The organism is Microseira sp. BLCC-F43 (genome assembly GCF_041929235.1).
In the GTDB taxonomy this organism is placed as follows: Bacteria; Cyanobacteriota; Cyanobacteriia; order Cyanobacteriales; family Aerosakkonemataceae; genus Microseira.
On record NZ_JBHFNP010000283.1, the window covers coordinates 25,166 to 45,303 of the forward strand.

Annotated in this window: 22 protein-coding genes; 18 read left to right on the forward strand and 4 right to left on the reverse strand. The window is 45.6% G+C overall.

Annotated features, from left to right (window positions below):
* Positions 1-225 precede the first annotated feature (225 nt).
* The 10 genes from ACE1CM_RS38020 to ACE1CM_RS38065 all read left to right on the forward strand — a co-directional run bounded on the left by ACE1CM_RS38020 (position 226) and on the right by ACE1CM_RS38065 (position 8,810).
* A complete protein-coding gene (locus ACE1CM_RS38020) occupies positions 226-1,317 on the forward strand; it encodes a peptidoglycan recognition family protein (RefSeq protein WP_374884130.1) in 1,092 nt (363 codons plus the stop codon).
* Positions 1,318-1,569: 252 nt separating this feature from the next.
* A complete protein-coding gene (locus tag ACE1CM_RS38025; protein ID WP_374884131.1) occupies positions 1,570-1,743 on the forward strand; it encodes a hypothetical protein in 174 nt (57 codons plus the stop codon).
* Between the two features lie 320 nt (positions 1,744-2,063).
* On the forward strand, positions 2,064-2,600 hold the full coding sequence (locus tag ACE1CM_RS38030; protein WP_374884132.1) for a hypothetical protein: 537 nt from the start codon (positions 2,064-2,066) through the stop codon (positions 2,598-2,600).
* Between the two features lie 134 nt (positions 2,601-2,734).
* A complete protein-coding gene (locus ACE1CM_RS38035; protein WP_374884133.1) occupies positions 2,735-3,025 on the forward strand; it encodes a hypothetical protein in 291 nt (96 codons plus the stop codon).
* Positions 2,985-3,332, forward strand: coding sequence for a hypothetical protein (locus ACE1CM_RS38040; RefSeq protein ID WP_374884134.1), 348 nt, complete (start codon positions 2,985-2,987; stop codon positions 3,330-3,332). The genes ACE1CM_RS38035 and ACE1CM_RS38040 overlap by 41 nt, the downstream gene beginning before the upstream one ends.
* Before the next feature lie 398 nt (positions 3,333-3,730).
* Entirely contained in the window at positions 3,731-4,453 is a 723-nt protein-coding gene (locus tag ACE1CM_RS38045) for a hypothetical protein (RefSeq protein WP_374884135.1), read from the forward strand.
* Between the two features lie 174 nt (positions 4,454-4,627).
* On the forward strand, positions 4,628-5,533 hold the full coding sequence (locus tag ACE1CM_RS38050) for a hypothetical protein (protein ID WP_374884136.1): 906 nt from the start codon (positions 4,628-4,630) through the stop codon (positions 5,531-5,533).
* Positions 5,534-5,729: 196 nt separating this feature from the next.
* Positions 5,730-7,019: a glucose-1-phosphate adenylyltransferase gene (locus ACE1CM_RS38055; RefSeq protein WP_374884137.1), complete on the forward strand. Its 1,290-nt coding sequence runs from the start codon at positions 5,730-5,732 to the stop codon at positions 7,017-7,019.
* A 68-nt stretch (positions 7,020-7,087) separates the two neighbouring features.
* Complete coding sequence (locus ACE1CM_RS38060) at positions 7,088-7,633, forward strand: AAA family ATPase (RefSeq protein WP_374884138.1); 546 nt, start codon at positions 7,088-7,090, stop codon at positions 7,631-7,633.
* Positions 7,634-7,781: 148 nt separating this feature from the next.
* On the forward strand, positions 7,782-8,810 hold the full coding sequence (locus tag ACE1CM_RS38065; RefSeq protein WP_374884139.1) for a DnaJ C-terminal domain-containing protein: 1,029 nt from the start codon (positions 7,782-7,784) through the stop codon (positions 8,808-8,810).
* 255 nt (positions 8,811-9,065) lie between these two features.
* On the opposite strand, the gene ACE1CM_RS38070 is transcribed toward ACE1CM_RS38065, so the two are convergent.
* The gene (locus ACE1CM_RS38070; RefSeq protein WP_374884140.1) at positions 9,066-9,191 is read right to left on the reverse strand and encodes a hypothetical protein; all 126 of its coding nucleotides are present in this window, start codon (positions 9,189-9,191) and stop codon (positions 9,066-9,068) included.
* 158 nt (positions 9,192-9,349) lie between these two features.
* Between ACE1CM_RS38070 and ACE1CM_RS38075 the strand changes: the two genes are divergently transcribed.
* On the forward strand, positions 9,350-10,780 hold the full coding sequence (locus ACE1CM_RS38075) for a Calx-beta domain-containing protein (RefSeq protein ID WP_374884141.1): 1,431 nt from the start codon (positions 9,350-9,352) through the stop codon (positions 10,778-10,780).
* A 346-nt stretch (positions 10,781-11,126) separates the two neighbouring features.
* On the forward strand, positions 11,127-13,061 hold the full coding sequence (locus ACE1CM_RS38080) for a Calx-beta domain-containing protein (RefSeq protein ID WP_374884142.1): 1,935 nt from the start codon (positions 11,127-11,129) through the stop codon (positions 13,059-13,061).
* Here the strand turns inward: ACE1CM_RS38080 and ACE1CM_RS38085 are convergent.
* A complete protein-coding gene (locus ACE1CM_RS38085) occupies positions 13,035-13,316 on the reverse strand; it encodes a hypothetical protein (RefSeq protein ID WP_374884143.1) in 282 nt (93 codons plus the stop codon). The genes ACE1CM_RS38080 and ACE1CM_RS38085 overlap by 27 nt on opposite strands.
* Positions 13,317-13,791: 475 nt before the next feature.
* Positions 13,792-14,535, reverse strand: a complete 744-nt coding sequence (locus ACE1CM_RS38090) for a TerC family protein (RefSeq protein ID WP_374884144.1) — start codon at positions 14,533-14,535, stop codon at positions 13,792-13,794.
* A 219-nt stretch (positions 14,536-14,754) separates the two neighbouring features.
* On the opposite strand from ACE1CM_RS38090, the gene psaM reads away from it, so the two are divergent.
* Positions 14,755-14,850 carry a photosystem I reaction center subunit XII gene (gene psaM, locus ACE1CM_RS38095; protein ID WP_226588577.1) on the forward strand — a complete coding sequence of 32 codons (96 nt, stop codon included), beginning with the start codon at positions 14,755-14,757 and terminating at the stop codon, positions 14,848-14,850.
* Positions 14,851-15,189: 339 nt separating this feature from the next.
* On the forward strand, positions 15,190-15,603 hold the full coding sequence (locus ACE1CM_RS38100; protein ID WP_374884145.1) for a hypothetical protein: 414 nt from the start codon (positions 15,190-15,192) through the stop codon (positions 15,601-15,603).
* Here the strand turns inward: ACE1CM_RS38100 and ACE1CM_RS38105 are convergent.
* Positions 15,594-16,379 carry a tetratricopeptide repeat protein gene (locus ACE1CM_RS38105; protein WP_374884146.1) on the reverse strand — a complete coding sequence of 262 codons (786 nt, stop codon included), beginning with the start codon at positions 16,377-16,379 and terminating at the stop codon, positions 15,594-15,596. The two genes, ACE1CM_RS38100 and ACE1CM_RS38105, sit on opposite strands and share 10 nt — an antisense overlap.
* A gap of 363 nt (positions 16,380-16,742) precedes the next feature.
* On the opposite strand from ACE1CM_RS38105, the gene ACE1CM_RS38110 reads away from it, so the two are divergent.
* The 4 genes from ACE1CM_RS38110 (at position 16,743) to ACE1CM_RS38125 (ending at position 20,112) form a co-directional block, all read left to right on the forward strand.
* Positions 16,743-17,207, forward strand: a complete 465-nt coding sequence (locus ACE1CM_RS38110) for a hypothetical protein (protein WP_374884147.1) — start codon at positions 16,743-16,745, stop codon at positions 17,205-17,207.
* A gap of 198 nt (positions 17,208-17,405) precedes the next feature.
* Positions 17,406-17,969 carry a glutathione S-transferase family protein gene (locus ACE1CM_RS38115; protein WP_374884148.1) on the forward strand — a complete coding sequence of 188 codons (564 nt, stop codon included), beginning with the start codon at positions 17,406-17,408 and terminating at the stop codon, positions 17,967-17,969.
* A 200-nt stretch (positions 17,970-18,169) separates the two neighbouring features.
* Positions 18,170-19,144, forward strand: a complete 975-nt coding sequence (bioB, locus tag ACE1CM_RS38120; protein ID WP_374884149.1) for a biotin synthase BioB — start codon at positions 18,170-18,172, stop codon at positions 19,142-19,144.
* Positions 19,145-19,353: 209 nt separating this feature from the next.
* Positions 19,354-20,112 carry a Uma2 family endonuclease gene (locus tag ACE1CM_RS38125; protein ID WP_374884150.1) on the forward strand — a complete coding sequence of 253 codons (759 nt, stop codon included), beginning with the start codon at positions 19,354-19,356 and terminating at the stop codon, positions 20,110-20,112.
* The last annotated feature ends 26 nt before the right edge of the window (positions 20,113-20,138 follow it).

Sequence of the window (20,138 nt, forward strand, 5' to 3'; positions counted from 1 at the left end):
TTTTTTAAGAATCCGTCGGGGCGCTGTTGCAGAGTAATACCAAATCCACAAAGATTACCCCTTGATTTTCTCTCTTCTTCTTGGCGTTCTTGGCGTCTTGGCGGTTCGTTTAAAAAGATCGTTGTGGAAGCGGTAGAAAAAAAGTGAGTGAGGGGTATTACCCATTTTCAAAAAGGCCAGTATTATCTTTAAATGGAAAACGGTGGACGATTCAACAATAGACAAATGCTAACAATTACCGAAGCGCCAAAAGAACCAATTCAGGCTAAACAGACGTTGGCGATCGCCGGAACTGCTTCGCTTGAAGATGCAGGCAAAACCCTCACCCTCACAATCGACAACCAATTCACAACTTCTGCTGGTGTTGTTAACTCTGATGGCGCTTGGCGGTTTGAGTTTGCCTTCCAGCAAGCGGGGAATCGTCTCCTTAAATTATCACTTGATGATGAAAGTGTCGAGTTAACAATTGAAGTGCTTCCGCCGCCTGTTCCACTCAGTTTTGTCAGGACTCCCAAAGTCGTCGAAACTCAAGAAACTGTTATATTATTTGGTAAAACATCTGGCTACGCGGATGGTTCCGAGTTGGTATTATTAGCAGACAAAAAGTACGAACTGGCACGTCCTCGCGTCAAAGATGGTCAATGGCAGGTTCCGGTATTATTTAATCAAACCGGGAAGCGACTAATTGAAATTATCGGAACAGAACCAGACCGCGCCCAATTTGAACTATCTGTGCAAAGACAAACGATTCGAGTTTGGTCGCGCAGCACTTGGATTAACAATATTACTCCAGCGGCAGTGGAAGACTTAGAACCTCAGCGCATCACTTTACACCATACGGAGTATCCCACTTTACCTACTAATGCCAGTCAATCTGCGGAGGTGGAACGGTTGCGCCAAATTCAGCAGTTCCACGTGCAGCAGCCGCCAGCCGGAAGGGGTTGGAGCGATATTGGTTACCATTTTGTCATCATGCCCAGCGGTAGGGTGTACGAAGCGCGCTCGCAACTGAAGCGGGGAGCGCACGATCGGGTGAATGATGGGCTAGGTATGGCGTTTGATGGAAATTATACCAGTCGCCCGATTACCCAGGCACAGTTTGAGTCAGCGGTGGCATTGTGCGCCAAGCTGTTTCGCCGCTATGGACTCGGGGATCCGGTGACTCCCGTACCGACTCCAACCGCAGACTTTGGTGTAAAAAATTTACCCTTGATTTGCGGTCACCGCGATCGCGTTCAAACGACTTGTCCCGGTTCGGCAGCAGGCAGAACAATTCGCTTGGAAGAGATTCGTCGAGCAGTTAAAAGCAGGCTTTGATATTTCGCCTTTTACCATCGTTTTCGTAAGTTTTTGTAAATTTATGCCAAACTGGCAACAACGCCCGGTTAAATTAGTTTTTAATGACAGGCAGGGAAAATTGATAGAGATTCTCGATAAATTGGCTAATCGCTCATAGCTAATAGGAAAAAGGCAACTAACAACCCTGTTGACTGATATTGATAGCGATCGTGCAACTCATATTGGCAGTGCGATCGCCACAATCCAACTTGTTTGCTAAGGAGATTGAAAATGGAGTTACAAATAGGATCTGAAATTTTATCAAGTTTGGGTTTTAGCTTGTTCCAAAACGAGGAAAATCAGTTCTTGATTCGGAAAAATGCCCTGGGAGAAACTTGTTACATCGTTTGTCTTAACACCTTGACACAGGAGTTGTGGGAAGAGTTGCAAGGAAAACAGGAATAGCGAACCCAAATGAGACATGAAAAAATCTCTGCCGGTTTGCTATTATATCTGCAAAACTACTAAGAAGAATTCCGGGAAGGGTTAGCTTGCAAAAGCGTTCGCGCAGCGTGCGGTCGGCATATCGATCTCCGGATATTCTCTGATTCCTTGGAACTAGCTTTAGTGGTTGAATAAAAATAAAATCAGCCAAACCCACGCTGTTCAACAGTTTAGAACAAGCTAACAACGAGCTAGTCCTAGTAGATTATAGTGATTTACTGGAAAAAATTTCAAAAGTTCTAGAGATCAACCCGTTTCGCCTGGGAGAAAATAACCAACAATTGCTGATCGACATTGACGCGATCGCTACCCAAGTCGCTGGGTTACAGGTGGAAAACCCCCTGGGTGCGTCTGCTAACAGCACTCGTGCTGCGGCGGTTAATTTTAGTCCGGGTTTTCAGCAAAGCTTTCCCGGTTATATCCAGAAGATAAAAAAGCGCTTGCAGGGGTTATTAGAGTTAGCACTGAACCAAGCATGGCAAGCATCTATCGATGAATTTGTCAATAGTATAATTGTCGATTTAGCAACTTTTAAAGGCAATGAGAATAAGTTAGATTTTACTTATCCATTTAGGCAATATCAAGAAAAGCAGCGGTTAAGTTTCCATCGTGGCGATGGTAACAGCAGGGAATTATTGAAGTGTCATAAATTAGCGATCGCTGTGAAAAACCCGAGGGAATTTGAACCGCAGTTGCGCCAGGGTTTAGAAAATTATATCGATATTCAGTTGGCTGGGGCAAGTGAAGAGGAACGGGAAGATCTGCGTTACATTCTCGATGACTTACAAGCAGAAAAAAATCTTACTTTTACCTACTGAGGCGAATTGTAGACACAGAAATCCTTGGGAAACTCAAAAAACAAGCACAGATAAATTACTTATAATTCCTCAAAGACAACATCAACACAAATGCCAGCGACGCCAACGCCAAAGCCGCGATTTATTTAGCAGACTTGTTTGGGGGGATCAAATTAATAGATGCGTACATCAACAATGACGAAAAAGCCGATGGAGATTACTTAGTAAACTACGCTGGAACATCAGTTAACTACAGAGATATGTTTTCCCGTGGCGAAGCGTTTGACATGCTGCCAATTATTCCCAAAATCGAAGGTTACTTAGGAGAAACGAAAGATGAAAACCGGGGAGAAATCGAATTTATCTTTGGTTTAAAGCTGAAATTTAACAACCCAGTTCACCTGTATGGTGGCAAAACAGTACTCAGTCGCAGAAGTCAACCCTGAACTAATGCAACAATTGGGGTTAAGTGGAACTTTGAACTTGAGACAAGCTGATGCAGACTTGATTAAAAAGGCATTGGTTTCTCAGGCAAATTATATCTTTTTAACCGGAAATCCTGGGATTGGCAAAACTCCGGCAATTGTGGAATTTCTCAAAAGCAAAATAGACGAAGGTTTTTTATTCTTCTACGTTATTCCGAGAAAACAAGTCTACCTCGATATTATCTATAAATTCAAAAACGAAGAGACGGGAGAGTTATGCGATCGCCGCTTAATTGCCATCAACACCAATGGGTATTTTATCGCATAAAATGGCAAATTTTGCAACTACACAGTCGCATATCAATGGAATCAGCGTCAGGATAATTTTACAGAACAATCCGTCCATTTTATCGATAGCAGATTATCCGAAAAACGCGGTTGGAGACCCGACAGACTCAAGCGAATAAGCGAAGATGAAATCCAATATATCGGACGCAGAAGGCGTTTTAAACAGTATTTGCGCAGCTATATTTACCTTGGTCGATCGCCAAGTTTCTCATAACATCGTCGCCTTTCCATCCAATCTTTAAAGAAAACCGACGCAGGCGATACATTAAAACAAAACATTTTGAAAAAATCTTCAGGAATGCTTACATCGAACGAGAAGGTAAAGTAATCCCCGCCAGAATGAAAGAAATCTCTAGCCGCATCAAACATTTATTCATCATGATAGATGAAATCACACGTGACGATGGCGGGGTGGAATTTTTAAATAACATTAGTCAGATGTTGTTTACCAAGTATAAATTAGCCGATACGCAATCCGGGTTTAACACAAAAATTATCGTTGCCGATGCTTCAATTGTGGACAAAAATGTGATAGCACAACACCTATCCAATCCTTCACCAGAACCGAATAAAATTTATTTCCGTCTGGCTTCATCTGAGGCTATTTTACCGCTTTATGTAGAGCAATTTAAATTTAAGGGTTTGTCTGCGACTGCTATCAATACTAATTCCTATCCGGCAAGCAGTTTATCCCTCACCTACAAAGTTATTGTGGAATCTGCTAAATTTAATGAAGCGGAGCGTTTAAAGCAAAATACCAAATTAGTAGAAACCATACAATCGGGAATTTTAGAGGATATAGAAACGCTTTTACAGCGTTCAGATGCGATCCAGATTATAGTTTATATTCACAATAAGCTCCTATTGGCTGACCTGATTGAAAAGATTAGGAAACATCGGGGAGAGTTTGAGAAATATCAGGAATACCTGGAAATACACGCCAATATTTCCGAACAAGAAAAGTCATTAATAAATCAGTATAAAAACGATGTCAAAATTGTCTTCATGACCGCTTCCGGGAGTCGGGGGTTATCTTTTCCCAAGACAAAGCATATCTTGGTGGAAATCCCTCGATTTAAAATTGAAAAAAACTTGATGTAATTGATTCAGGTGATTTATAGAGTTCGAGGAAATGATGAGATAGATAATCAAGCAAAAGATCTAGTTTTTTACTAGGGAGATCGAGCGGTTTATTATGAAAATGAACCCCAGCTATCTTTGCAGGAAAGCGTTCTGAGTTTGGTGAATATATTGTTGGTTTTAAAAACTTCTATAATGACCCGGATTTCCGGGTATGGTCGGATAGGTCGAGACAATTTTATCATGATTCCAATTGGCGGCAAGTCCGTCTTTGCAGCAGGGGAAACTTTTTCTAGTCAGATGGCTAACCTGATTAGTCAGATGAAGAATGAATCTAAGAGAAATAGAAGCGTATCGCTTCTGAAACAAGTATATCAGCGGTTAGAACAACTGCTGGGTAGCTCAAAATTTGTTTGGCATAATTCAGAGGATAAGAAAACCGAGGAAATTTCTTATCTTGCTATGGGCGAATCGTTTACCAAAGAGTTTTTACAGATAGGTAACAACGGTTTAGATGGGTTATTAAATTTTGGGGCGCTCCAACTGAGTTATATTAGCGGTAGCCTGCTGGTAGTTCCCGCAGATGAAAATTTAGAAGAAATATACGAAATGCTAATTCAAGCACAAATCCGCAGGGTTGTCAACGACGATCTGTTGCAGAAAATGCAAATCATCAGCCACAGTAAAACCTACCCGCCAAGTCGGCAAGCGGCGATTAAAGATGCCATAGAATTAGTCAAAAAGTTGAGAAATTGCGACGAAAAAACCCAGAGATATAAGCAACAAAGCCAGCAGTGGGTTCGCTATTACGCCTTGCCCTTATTTACATTCACTAGCGGTGAAATCATCAGCGATTATTTTGCCAGGGATCCTGAAGAACCCGAAGGCGAAAGCTTCCGGAATATTCTGGAAGTTTATATTCGCTCTCTGTACCCTGTAGGCAATATTTTGCCGATTGGTCACAAATATCAAGATTTCCCGTTTGTTGTGTTTAGGAGCTACAGTTTAGAAGAATTAAGAGCGAAGATTTTTACCGATAAGTATCTGCTAACTTCCAACGAGTTGAACGTACTCAATTTGATTCTGGCTAAAAACGACTAAAATCTTCGCTCTGTGCCAGTCAAGAGCGCGACGCGCGCCAGAGTCGTCACTCGCCAGGGGAGACCCTAGACTCCGCCATTAGATATAAAAGCACAGCCGCAAATCATTAGTCAATTTCTTCATTTCCCCTCTTGCAATCGATCCCCGACAATCAGACACTGTACTTGGGAACGATCGGCATCTCGAGAGGTTTGTTGTGAAAAAAGTTCTGGCTATTATCCTGGGAGGGGGCGCGGGTACTCGCCTTTACCCCCTCACCAAGCTACGCGCAAAACCAGCAGTCCCGCTGGCAGGGAAATATCGCCTGATCGATATCCCCGTCAGTAACTGCATTAACTCAGAGATCTTCAAAATCTACGTTCTGACGCAATTTAACTCGGCATCCCTCAATCGCCACCTTGCCCGTACCTACAACTTTTCCGGTTTCACCGAGGGGTTTGTCGAGGTACTCGCCGCACAGCAGACCCCCGAAAACCCCAACTGGTTTCAGGGGACGGCAGATGCGGTACGCCAATATATGTGGCTGTTTCACGAATGGGATGTGGATGAATACCTGATTTTATCCGGGGATCACCTCTACCGGATGGACTATCGCCAGTTTTGGCAGCGCCACCGCGACACCAATGCGGATATTACCATCTCCGTGGTGCCGATGGATGAGAAACGCGCCTCGGATTTTGGCTTGATGAAAATCGACTCTTCTGGCAGGGTGGTTCAATTCAGCGAAAAACCCAAAGGCGACGCCTTGAAGCAGATGCAGGTCGATACTACAACCTTGGGGTTGAGTCGCGAAGAAGCAGAGAAAATGCCTTACATTGCTTCAATGGGGATTTATGTCTTCAAAAAAGAAGCATTGTTAACCCTGCTGAAAGAAGCGCAAGAACGCACTGATTTTGGTAAAGAAATTATCCCAGCTGCATCGAAGGACTATAACGTCCAAGCGTACTTATTTGATAGCTACTGGGAAGATATCGGAACCATTGAATCGTTCTACGAAGCCAATTTGGCGCTGACGCGACAACCGCATCCGCCGTTTAGTTTCTACGACGAACAAGCGCCGATTTATACTCGATCCCGTTACTTGCCGCCGTCGAAAGTGTTGGATTGCCGGGTAACGGAATCGCTGATTAGTGAAGGGTGCATCTTGAAAGAATGCCGGATTGAAAATTCGGTTTTGGGAGTGCGCTCGCTCGTCGAATCCGGCAGCTTGATCGATAGTTCCCTGCTAATGGGAGCAGATTTCTACGAATCATACGCCGAAGGGGGATCCGCCTGTCCAGATAATAAAGTTCCGGTGGGGATCGGCTCCAACTCGACGATTCGCCGCGCGATTATCGACAAAAATGCTTGCATTGGCTGCGACGTGCAAATTATTAATAAAGACCGCGTCGAAGAAGCCAATCGCGAAAGTGAAGGATTCTACATCCGCAACGGCATTGTTGTCGTGTTGAAGGGTGCTGTAATTCCTGATGGAACGATCATTTAATTTCAGATTTGAGATTTGAGATTGGAGATTTAAAATCTAAAATCTCAAATCTAAAATCTAAAATTTTTATGCCCAAACTCGTTCTCCTCATCGGACTTCCTGGAAGCGGTAAATCTTCTCTGGCGCAACAAATCGTTGCAGCTTCTCAGGGACATCTACTAATTTCTACCGATGCCATCCGTGGTCAACTGTTTGGCGATGAAGCAATCCAAGGATCTTGGGTTTTAATTGCACAGGAATTACAGCGACAATTGCACCAAGCAGTTGGTGCAATTTGCCAAAACTCTGCAAGGTCAGCAATTTTTGATGCTACGAATGCTGTGCTACAACATCGGCGAGAAGCAATCGCCCTCGCCCGCGATACAGGCTTCACCCATATTACCGGCTTGTGGTTAGATACCCCCGTTTGGCTGTGTCTCTTCCGCAATCGCCGCAGGCGGCGAATTGTCCCCGATGATGTTATATTGCGGATGCACCGCCAATTGCGGCAAGAGCCACCATCTTTGGCAGATGGACTCGATTGTCTGATCCGCTACTATCCGGGTGGGTGTAGTACGGTTAGTGCCCTCGCGCAAGTGAGAAAGAACCGTACCCGACCGAACTTGCACCTTTGATATTCTAAAAGGCACAATTAAAGATAATAATGCCCATTAATTAGGTATTGTCCTAATTCTAGCATTGAACCTAACTAACTATAAAAAACAAGCACCAAAATAGAGAAAACCAATAAATTAAAATCTTTAATCGAGAGGAGATTGGTGGATGGCTGCAACTGATTTTAAAGACTATTATGCCGTTCTGGGGGTGAACAAAACTGCTAGTGCCGACGAAATTAAAAAAGCCTACCGCCGACTAGCACGAAAATACCACCCCGACATGAACCCGGGCAACAAAGAAGCCGAAACCCGCTTCAAAGAAATTAACGAAGCGTACGAAGTGCTGTCAGACGCAGAAAAACGCAAAAAATACGACCAATTCGGGCAATATTGGAAACAAGCCGGTCAAACATGGCCCGGTAGTGGCGCTGCTGGCACTAACGTTGATTTTAGCGGCTTCGACTTCAGTCAATACTCCAATTTCGATGAGTTTATCAACGAATTGCTCGGTCGCATGGGCAGCACCGGCGCTCAAACTGGAACTGGACGCTCTGGGAGTCGGAGTTACTCCTACCGCACGTCTACAGGTCGCTCCACCGGCTTTGACAACTTTAGCGGCTTTGATGGATATAACACCACTAGCGCTAGCGCAGGCTCAACCGCCGATCGAGAAGCAACCCTTACCCTCTCCCTATCGGAAGCTTTTCACGGCGTCCAGAAGCGTTTAAACCTCGGTACAGAAGAGATTAACGTCCGCATTCCCCCTGGCGCGAAGAAAGGTAGCCGCATCCGCGTCAAAGGCAAAGGTGCGGTGAGTCCCTACAACCAACAACGGGGGGATTTGTACCTGAATATTGAACTGCAACCGCACCCATTCTTCCAATTTGAGGGAGATAATTTGGTTTGCGAAGTGCCAATTGCTCCAGATGAAGCGGTATTGGGAGCCAAAATAGAAGTACCCACTCCCGATGGCAACGTGACGGTAAACGTTCCCCCTGGAATTCGTTCTGGACAATCTCTCCGATTGCGCGGTAAAGGTTGGCCTAATCCTAAAAGTGGGCGCGGCGACCAAATGGTGAAAATTACTATTGTGGCACCGAAAGAAATTAGTGCCGTCGAGCGAGAATATTATGAAAAAATTCGCTCATCCCGTAGTTTTAATCCCCGCAGCAATTTGCAGCAAGTGAGATTGTAATTTCAAATTTGAGATTTCAGATGGCAAATTGAAGCAGCAGATTAAACAACTTTCAATTTGCCATCCGCATTTTTCAATTTAGTAGTTCATCACACCCACGCCTTGCTCCAGAAACCCGGTTTTTTCAAAAAACCGGGTTTCTTTTAGGCCGTTCGTAGTAGGCGCTTGGGCGCCTACTTGCCACTCGGTTTTTGAGTTTTTGCGTAATTTATCGGTCTATTTTATCCGTACTTTCTCGGTGTACCGGATAGTTTTTCATATAGTTAGTTCTGGAATTGCGGTTATTACCGGAATTAAGGCAACTTTGGGGTTAGTTGAGTGAAAAGTTGCTTGTGGGGAATACGGGGGTTGCAGGCGATCGCTCCCCTTCAAAATCATCATCGCTGCTAATTTATCCTGATAAACACGTAATTTTTATTCACCGTATTAATACTTAATTGCCCCGCAAATTAAATAATTCGTAAAATCTTTTATTTTGTATTGATAAAATTATCAAACTCCTGGTTATGTTATTTATTAAGAATTTTATGGACAAGTCAATGTTTGATTCGCTACGCTCAGAGCCAAATAACATTTGGGGTACATCTTTCAAGCAGTCTTTCACTAATTCCGGATTGAATTTAGAATCAAGCATTGAAATGCTAACCTACCCGATCAAAAATAGTGCATTTAGTCAAAAAATAGACATAAAAAATTTCACATGCAGCGGTGATGATAATCTTTTGATATCTCATTTGTCGCTAGGATATCAAAGCGATCAAGCTTTAAATTCAGGCAATTACAACAGCAACACTGCGGCAGATAAATCATCGGTAGAGCCGCTAACTGGCGAGGTTTTATCGAAGGACATTGTAGAGAAAGCGCTGCAATCGGCGCCTGGTTATCTGAAAGGATTTGCAACCGCTCCAGATTTCAACGCCAAGATGAATCTAGCTTTTGGCAATAATTGGAATGCCGAAGTAGCTAGTGAGTTAGTTCAAGAATTTACCGGGGGCAATTTTAGTAACCTGCCAGGGATTGAGATTCTGCCATCTGCCACCTTGAATGGGGCGAATGGCGCTTTTGCTAGCGTGACCAACACGATTTATTTATCCCAGGAATTCATTGCTCAAAATGCTGGTAATCCAGGAGCAATTACCAGCGTGCTTCTCGAAGAGATTGGGCATTATATAGACTCGAAAATCAATGTTTTGGATGCAGCGGGAGATGAAGGAGAAATTTTTGCTGCAACCATTCAAGGCAAGCAGTTAAGCGAGGGTGAACTTCTGGCTTTAAAGGCTGAAGATGATACAGCAACTATAACGTTAGATGGAAAAGCCATTGGGATAGAAATGGACAACACCCTGGGTAGTGCCCGCAACATTGGCACTCTCAGCGGCACTCAAACTTTCAGCGACTTTGTAGGTACAGCAGACACCAACGACTTCTACCGCTTCACCCTCAACAGCAACAGCAATTTCAGCCTCACCCTCAACGGGTTGAGTGGCAATGCGGATGTGCAGTTAATTCAGGATGTCAACAACAACGGCATCATCAATGGTAACGATGTGTTGCAACGTTCCCAAAACGTCGGTACAACTCCAGACGCGATTAGCCGTACCCTCAATGCCGGTACTTATTTCGCACTGGTTTACCCAATCAGTGGGGTAAATACTAATTACAATCTCAGCTTGACGGCTAACCCTGTGGTATCCCCACCCACTGTCACTATTAGCGCCACAGACGCCAGCGCCGCAGAAACCTTAACAAGTCAAACCCCTAATCCCGGTCAATTTACCATTACCCGCACTGGTAGTACCACCACCGCATTAACGGTCAACTACAGTGTCGGCGGTACTGCTACCAATGGCAGCGACTATAGTAGCCTCACGGGTAGCGTCGTTATTCCTGTGGGTGCTACCTCGGTTACTTTACCTATTAATGTCATCGATGACACTCAGGTAGAAGGCAACGAGAGCTTGACTAAATAGCAAAATACTTTGCTAAAGTTACTCATAGTTTTTACTTATCGCGATAGTGTTGACTCGGTTGTAATTTTCTGCTATGTTTCTGAGAAGGCCGAAAACCAAGGCTTAAAATTGTTTGGTTTGTAAACCACAGCCGCTGCAAAACTAACCAGCCTGTAAAAAGGTCGAACGGGATACTACGATTCGCTAAATTGGTGCAAAATAATGGTTGAACAATGGCTAAAAGCTTCAAAAAACAGTTACTCATCTTAAAATAGGGTGGGCTACATCCGAATTTACGCCTGTGGACAAGAAGGATCCGACTCCCTTGGTGGAAGCAGGAAGCAGACCCTCTAGAAATTACTTCTAGTTGAATGGTGAAGCACAAGATAAGTTTAGCCAAGTTTTGTATAGCACAGCTGTCGTCACTTTAGCATCGAACAGTGCCTACACTTTAGGGACTGCCAACAGTGCGACGGTAGCGATCGCAGATAATGATGTTGCACTTCCCACCATCACCATCAGCGCCACAGACACATCTGCCGCAGAAACCTTAACTGGTCAAACTCCTAATCCCGGTCAATTTACCATCACCCGCACTGGTAGCACCGCAACAGCACTGACGGTCAACTACAGTGTCGGCGGTACTGCTACCAATGGCAGCGACTATAGTAGCCTCACGGGTAGCGTGGTGATTCCAGTGGGGGCGACTTCAGTCACGCTTCCCATTAACGTCATCGATGACAGTTTGGTCGAAGGTAATGAGACGGCGATTGTCACTTTATTGACGAATGCCGCTTACACTATCGGCAGCGCCAATGGGGCGACGGTGAATATTGGGGACAATGACGCTGCTACTGTTACCGATCCGATTGTTGCAACCGGCACTGCTTCATCCAACTCGTTAATCAATGCCTTATCGAACCCCAATTTCGCATATTGGAACACCAGTTCCAATGGAGGCACCATTAGCTATAGCTTCCTCAGCAGCGCAGGTGCCACTTCTTACTACGGCAGCGAAATTGTTTCTCCTGTCAGCGAGGGGATTAAGAGCAATGTCCGTTCAATTCTTTCATCCCTTGAGTCACTGATTAACGTTCGTTTTGTTGAAGTTGCGGATACAGCCACCAACTATGGTGTGATCCGTTATATGTTCTCTGATGGCCCAAGCTACGCCTACGCCTACTATCCCTACTCGAATACTGACAAACTCTCTGGTGACGTACATTTGAACCCAAACTACGAGAGTGACTCTGTGAACCGTTTTTCCGGAACCCCTGGTAATCATGGTTACATGGCGCTGATTCATGAAACCTTCCATGCTTTAGGACTCAAACACCCAGGTAACTATAACGGTTCAGGGACTGGGGAAGGACCATTCTTGTCACCTGCACAAGACAACACTACCAATACGGTAATGTCGTATAACTTCAATGGCTCTAAGGCAATAACACCAATGGCTTATGACATTCAAGCATTGCAATACATTTATGGAGCCAAAAGTAATAATGCCGCAAACACAACCTACTCCTTCAGCACCGTTCATGGGTACACCGTCGGCGGTGAGTTTAAGGGTAGTACCAGCCAAATCAAGCAATCTCTGTGGGACAGTGGCGGCATCGACACTTTAGATTTTTCGGGTTTAGCAGCTGCAACAAGCTACTACTTTGACATGAATCAAGGGGGTATTCTCACAACACAAGCAGCTTACAACGGCTTAACCTATACCGATAGGTCTACGGGAGGCACATACACCACTTCTAGCTTTGGCACTACACTTGCCTACAACACAGTAATTGAAAACTTGATCAACTCTGGAGGGAACGATCGGATCATTGCTAATAGTGCTGCCAATCAATTCTTGGGCTATAGTTTTGGCACTTTCACTGGAAACGATATCTTTGAATCCACCAGTTCTTCAGATGTTTTGGAATTGTCTGGCGAAAGCCTCTCTAACTTAACACCTACAGTCAGCGGCACGAATTTAAACATAGGTTTGGGGTCAAATGGTTCGCTATCGATTCAAAACTACTACGGATCTAGCGGTTCCATGAAATTCTTAGTTGCCGGTAACTATTACACCTACAATGCTTCTACTGGTTGGGAATTAACATCTGCTCCAGCGATTAACTCAGTTGCTCCCGACCAAGCTACTACCGGATTAACTGCCACTGCTGCGTCCCCTTATAATTCACCCTTGCCACTGAGACCCGTGGATTGTGAATGTGCCATGTGTTCAGCTAGTGGGAAATCGATGCACACACTTGGCAATTCTAGCTTAAGTGAGGTGATAGGAATTAGCTGAGTAAAAGGGGAGTAGGCAATTCAATTGCCACTTCCCCTTGAGCGCATACACGGGGATTGTGTTACTCATCGTCGCAACTTGCTCTACCAGAGTTTCCCCAAGCAGAGTACAGCAGAACTTACGTAAAAAGAGGCCAGAAACCGGGTTTCTAGCGTGAGCGATCGCCTGTTTCTTGAATGGCGGTAAGGTGCGTAAGCTTTTGGGGAGATGGGTCAGGTGCGATCGCCATAACACCGACCAAGATTGTAGGGGCACGGCATTAAATAATTTCGGGTTAGCGACGAAACTTATTGATGCCGTGACCCTACCCCGTCATTGATGCTACTTCCCACAGGTTTACCCGATCAGTGGGGTGAATAATAATTAGCTCAAGTTGCTAGTTACAAGCAAGCGATCGCACCGAGTGAGTCGGATGGCAGCATTGCCGCCAAGATAATTGTTTTGCCGCTGGGATTTCGCTTTTTGTGCCAGGATTGAAACAATTTTAAACACCCACACCAGCAGCTCATTTCCATCCCGCCTCAGCGGTCAAACTATTTTGCACCAGCCATCTACAGAAGCTTTTGACCCAAAATCCCACCCAAGAGGGTGGGATTTTGGCGCAGGTATTGTTTGAGAAACCGGGTTTTTAAGCAAATATGCGAGACGCCTGCGCGGGCTAAAATTTTTACAGGCTGCTCTGGCAGCCTTAGTTTGTATAGCGACACCCTTAAGGGTGTCGGATTTGGGCTTACCGTTTTTCCACTTGCTCGCGGGTATCAATTTGTACTTCTTGTACTTCGACTTCGGTTGCGGTATCGGGGGCGGTGCGTTTGGAGAAGCCCCAGAGGAATAGTAAAGCGATCGCACTCACCATTAACCACTCTGGCGGCACTAAATCTGGGTTAATGGCTCGCACCATCAATCGCACGCCCACCAGGGCTACGGTACAATATCCAGCATCTTCGAGATGAACGTACTCACCCAACCAGCGGATGAATAAACCTGCCATAAACCGCAGGGTAATCACGCCGATAGTGCCTCCCAAAAGTACCAGCCAAGTTTGTTTGGAAACAGCGATCGCAGTCGTGACGCTATCGAGGGAAAATGCTAAATCGGTAAGCGCGATCGTGGGGATGGCTTGCCAGAGGTTGGTAAAGCGAGGGCCGTGGTGGTGGTGTTCTTTGTCCTCATCGGACGTAAAATACTGGAACACGAGCCACAGCAGGTAAGCCGCACCCAATACCTCGAACTGCCAGTATTTAGTCACCCAGGTGGCGGTTAAAATTAGCAGCATTCGCAGCACATAGGCGACTAACAAGCCGAGGTTGAGTGCCTGACGTTCAAGTTTCTTGTCTTCTAGTCCTTGGGCGATTGCAGCGAGAGCGATCGCGTTATCCGCCGATAGTACCGCTTCTAAAGCAATCAGAACCGGCAACAGCAGCAGCGCCTCAAGTCCTTGATTAAATGGAGAGTTTAGTATTTGGTCGAGCATTAACGATTTTTCTTACCAGAGTTGTAAATCAACAGCCACCAGCGGGGTTTCAATTTGGGCAGACCCAGCTATTTTACCTAAGCTTAATCCCAAAGATCCTACCTAAGCGAGTGGGGATCGCCCTACTATTGTTGCAAGTTGTAACAAAATATTCCACATGAGCGCCTATTTGGTTGAAATTGGTGAACGATTAACCCATTAATCAGGAGTTATCCCACTATGTCTATAAGCGATACCCAAGTTTACGTGGCGCTGGTTGTAGCCTTGATTCCCGCTATCCTCGCCTTCCGCTTGTCAACCGAACTTTATAAATAACCCCTCTTGAGGGCATGGGGGGAGACGGGTCGAATGGGAGAGGGGGAGACGGGTCGAGAAGGAACATCCCCTTGTCCCCTTGTCTTCCTTGTCTCCCTTGTCTCTCCCTATCCCTCTCCCTCTCTCTGTGCAGCGTGGGAGAGCGTTCTGTGTGGGGATGTACTATCTGGCAGAAGTACCGTTCAACTGTTAGGATGTTGACGCTGCTAGCTTGCTTGCGGCGGGGAGAGTGTAGTTCGTTCGCGCAATGTTTCGTCACAATCCCAAGCCAAAGCAAAGCGCGTAAGTGGCTATTATTGGGCATTTACCCCAAAGGTTGTACTTTACGACTACCGGACAATGAACGCAACTCAATCGTCAAGACGCCCCCTCCCAGCACCAGAACCTCGCCGCCGTACTCGCCGAGTTCAAAACCAGCGGCGCAGTCAGTCTTATAGGGCGATCGCTCTAGAAACATTTGCCAAGTTAGCGGTCAACGTCACCCTCTCTATCGCTGCTGTGGCTGCTCTAGTGCAATTGTTGCCTTATCACTTCTCTACTCAAACCAAGTTGCGGGAAATTCGCGAGGAAGTCAAGCAAACGCAAGCGCGTGTAAATGGCTTGCAAAACGAATTCAAACGCGCGTTCGATCCGCAACAATCGAAAAGTGTGATGCAAGACAATAGCCACCGCGTCGATCCGGAGCGGCGTCAGATTATTTTGATGGAAAAGAATCGAGATGCCGAAGATAATCTCACCGGACCTCAAGATTGAAACGGACTCAGTAGCTCGTTCAACCAATTTTCTACTTGCTGGCGCAGGCGTGTTGCTGCGCTAGCGCTTGATGGGTTCGATTGAGATAAGTGTTCTAGGGCGCGTTGGTAATCGGCGATCGCGCAGTTCCAATCCCCCAGCAGGTGGTAAGTCCGACCGCGTTCGGCATAGACGTGACCTTTTAGCCACCCCAAGCGCAGGGCAAACTCAAAATTATCAATTGCCTGTTCGTATTCTCCCATGTCGCGAAATGTAATTCCTTGGTTGATCCAGGCGCGGACATGGACGGGATTGAGGTCAATGGTTTTGTCGTAGTCGGCGATCGCTTCTTCTAACCTTCCTTGGGAAGCATAGTAATTCGCCCTATTGTTATAAGCACCCGCCAGATGGGGATTGAGTTGGATAGCTTGGTTATAATCAGCGATCGCCAATTCGAGTTGACCGCTCTGGAAATATGCTAAACCGCGATTGTTGTAGTCGTTTGCATTCCCTGCATTGCGATCGATCAACTGAGTTAGAATCTCAATTGTCTTGCTATATTCCCCTTGTTGTGCTTTCTCAAGGGCAACCTGACGCAAGCGGTTGTCTTTTTCTAATCGAGTCTGTGATGAAATCTCTCTTTGGTTAGATGCCGAAATAAATGTTTCAGGATGAAAGCATTGACAATCTTTAAGCTCCCGCTGGCTATAATGAGACGCCGCTGCTGCTAGAGGAACAGTCAAGCGACCCTGGTGTATCCCACTGTCTTGATTGTTGAGAGAAAAGCGAGCGTTCATGCGATCCTTTTTTTTGCGGTGGTTTGTTACATTAATTTATGAATTTTCAGAGCTTTATTGCTCTGCCAATGTGTCACTTGCTGATGTGTCTTGGGGTAGAAACCTCTGTTTGGCAGAGAATCTGTTAAAAGACAGATGATGCAAGCGATCGCAATCGGTTTTGTTCAACCCAATACAAACTACAGTCCCGTAGTTCGAGATTTCGGAAACAAAGCCAAATTTTCTGGTCAATAGGTAATCTTTCCTAGCAAATGCAAACGTTGTTGGCTGTATTAAACCATCGATGATGCACCCAAAACAGAGGTAAAATCCAACGGATAGACACTATCTGTATCCATCCGTTAAACACTTAAAAAGATTCCCATGACAACGGCAACATCCTATACCAATGCCCCAGATGTATCCGCAGATGACTACCTGGTTGTTGGTTTGGCGACCTGTTTTATTAAAGAAGACGGCGAAGTACATCAGGTTCCCATTGTAGAACCGATTCCCTCAGCAGCTTTGGAAGCAATTGTTAAGGGAATCCCAACTTCCTATCAGATGGCTGTGGGGACAACCTTGGGAGCGGTTTTAGCGGACGATAGACTGCTTGTTCCAGCAGAGTTTCCCGCTGCGGCGCAGTTTGGGGCGGAGTTTGTGGAACGAGCGATCGCCACTGTCCGCACCTACAAGCGCAAACCCGCTGCCAAAAATATTATTCCCCCAGGAAGCATAAAAAATGACTTCAACTACTCGGTAGACCGCAAGCGGGTGCTAAACTCGCAGCGCATCGTCCGCACTGAGGACAACGTCAAACAGCACGAGTACACCCACAAAGTATTATAGGCAGGTGAGCAGGGGGGAGATGGGGAGATGGGGAGATGGGGAGATGGGGAGATGGGGAGATGGGGAGATGGGGAGATGGGGAGAATATAGATTCAAAATCCGCTTTTGCCCCTCTGACTCTCTGCCCCCCTGCCCCCCTACCCCTTTTGCCCCTCTGCCCAATTACCAATTACCAATTACCAATTACCCAAGTTAAACATGCTAAAACTTTACGGCGGTGCCCGCAGTCGGGCTTCAATTGTGCAGTGGTATCTAGAAGAAATCGGCGTTCCCTACGAGTTTGTTCTGTTGGACATGCAAAATGGGGAACATCGGCAACCCGAATTTCTCGCAATTAACCCGATGGGGAAAGTCCCCGCTATTGTCGATGGGGATTTTAAACTTTGGGAATCCGGAGCCATTTTGTTGTATTTGGCGCAAAAGTATGGTAAAATATCGGACTCGTTAGAGAAGCAAGCCGAAATTGCCCAATGGGTGCTGTTTGGGAATGCGACATTAGGACCGGGGATTTTTGTGGAAGCGAGTCGCGATCGCGAAACACCCCGCCTGCTGACTCCGTTGAATGAAATCTTTGAAAAGCAACCATTCCTGCTGGGCGAAGAATTCAGCGTCGCCGATGTGGCGGTTGGGTCGATTTTAGCTTACATCCCGATGATGCTGAAGTTGGATTTGAGCGCTTATCCGGCTGTTTTGGATTATATTAAGCGCATGACCGAGCGTCCGGCTTACCAAAAGGCGATCGGCGCAAGGACTGCGGCTTAAGGATCTATTGAGGGGCAGGCGGGACGCCTACCCCACAAGAATTGTTTTAGCTTTGTGGGGTGGGGAGGCAGCAGGCAAGATGCCTACCCCACAATAATTTTTTTAGCTTTGTGGGGTGGGCATCTTGCCCGCCCCACACACTTTGGATGCAAGATATAAATTCTACCCAATTGTCCGCAACAAAATTAGTTTCAATAACCATGACCCATCTTCCCAATTGGAATAAACTAGCCGAATGTTCCCTCGCTGGCAAGTTAATTACTCGCGATGAAGCACTTGCAGTCCTTCGCGCCCCTGATGAAGTAATTTTGGAGCAATTAGCGGCGGCGTACCGAGTGCGCCGTCATTATTGGGGAAATAAAGTCCGGTTACACTTTTTACTCAACGCACAGAGCGGTTTGTGTCCGGAAGATTGTCATTACTGCTCTCAGTCTAAAATTTCGACAGCAGAGATTGAGAAATACCCGCTGCTAGCAAAAGAAACTATTCTGGAAGCCGCCGGACGTGCTGCACAATTAAAAGCAGGCACATTCTGCATGGTTATTTCCGGGCGATCGCCGGGAGAGAAGGTTTTTGGCAGGGTTTTAGAAGCGGTACAAGAAATTAAAGCCAATTACGACCTAAAAATTTGCGCTTGTTTGGGTTTATTGAGTGAAGAACAAACGCAAAGATTAGCAGCAGCAGGAGTCGATCGGGTTAATCACAACCTGAATACTTCCGAAGATTATCATGGGGAAATTTGTACCACGCATAATTTTAGCGATCGCACTCAAACAGTCCAAAATGTAAAAGCTGCCGGAATCACCACCTGTTCTGGCGGAATTCTCGGCATGGGCGAATCCGACGATGATGTAATTGATTTAGCCTTATCGTTACGCAAATTAGAAGTCACCAGCGTGCCGATTAACTTTTTAATTCCGATTCCCGGTACGCCATTTGAAGCGTTGGAAAAACTAAATCCGCGTCAATGCTTGCGGATTCTTTGTTTATTCCGGTTTATACTGCCATCTCAAGAAATCCGGATAGCGGGGGGAAGGGAAGTGCATCTGCGATCGCTCCAACCCCTTGGACTTTATCCAGCCAATTCTATCTTTATTGGCGATTATCTGACCACAGCCGGACAAGCTGCCAAAATGGACTTAGAAATGATTCGCGATGCTGGGTTTGTTTTATAAGCACCCGATGGTTCTATTTTAGAAGGAGATTTGTTAGCTGAAATGCCAGAATCTTTGTCTAATCCATCATTTGTGGCTGCTAAAAAGTAAATTTTAGCCATGAAAGAAACCCGGTTTTTCTAAAAAACCGGGTTTCTGGGGGGTGAGCGATCGCCATTTCAATTACTTGCAAGCTATCCTACAACTAGGAGTTACACCTAGCAAAAAATATGGTACAACAACTCTCCTCTGAAACCAGCCCAGAAATTATCTACCCCGACAGCGATGGACAACCAATGGCAGATAACACCGAACAGTTTAAATGGATTGTAGTTATCAAGGAAAACTTAGAGATTTTATTTGCTGATGTGGCTGATGTTTTTGTCGCTGGCGATTTGCTTTGGTATCCCGTTCGGGGCAACAATAAAATTCGTCAAGCTCCTGATGCTATGGTTGCCTTTGGTAGACCAAAAGGAAGGCGGGGTTCTTACAAACAATGGGAAGAAGATAATATTCCTCCCCAAGTTGTGTTTGAAGTGTTATCTCCAGGAAATCGTGCCGGAAAAATGGCAGATAAACTGCTGTTTTATCAACGCTATGGTGTGGAAGAATACTACATCTACGATCCAGATGGTATAGAGATAGCTGGATTAATCCGTTCCGGAGATTGGTTAGAGCGGATTGAGAATATGAATGGGTGGGTAAGTCCTCGGTTAGGAATTCGTTTTGAACTGACAGAAAATACGCTGGAAATTTATCATCCAGATGGTCAGCGTTTTCTCACTTTTGTAGAGTTGGATCGATTGCGAGAACAAGAACGTATTGCTAAGGAAATAGCTTTAGCTGAAGCAGAAGAAGAACGACAACGAGCAGAAGAAGAACGACAACGAGCAGAAGAAGCGATCGCGCAACTAGAACAAGAACAGCAACGGTATCAAGCTTTACTCGAACAATTACGGCAAAGAGGGATTAACCCAGAACAGTTGTAAGCAGCGATTTGCTCTTATTTTATCTG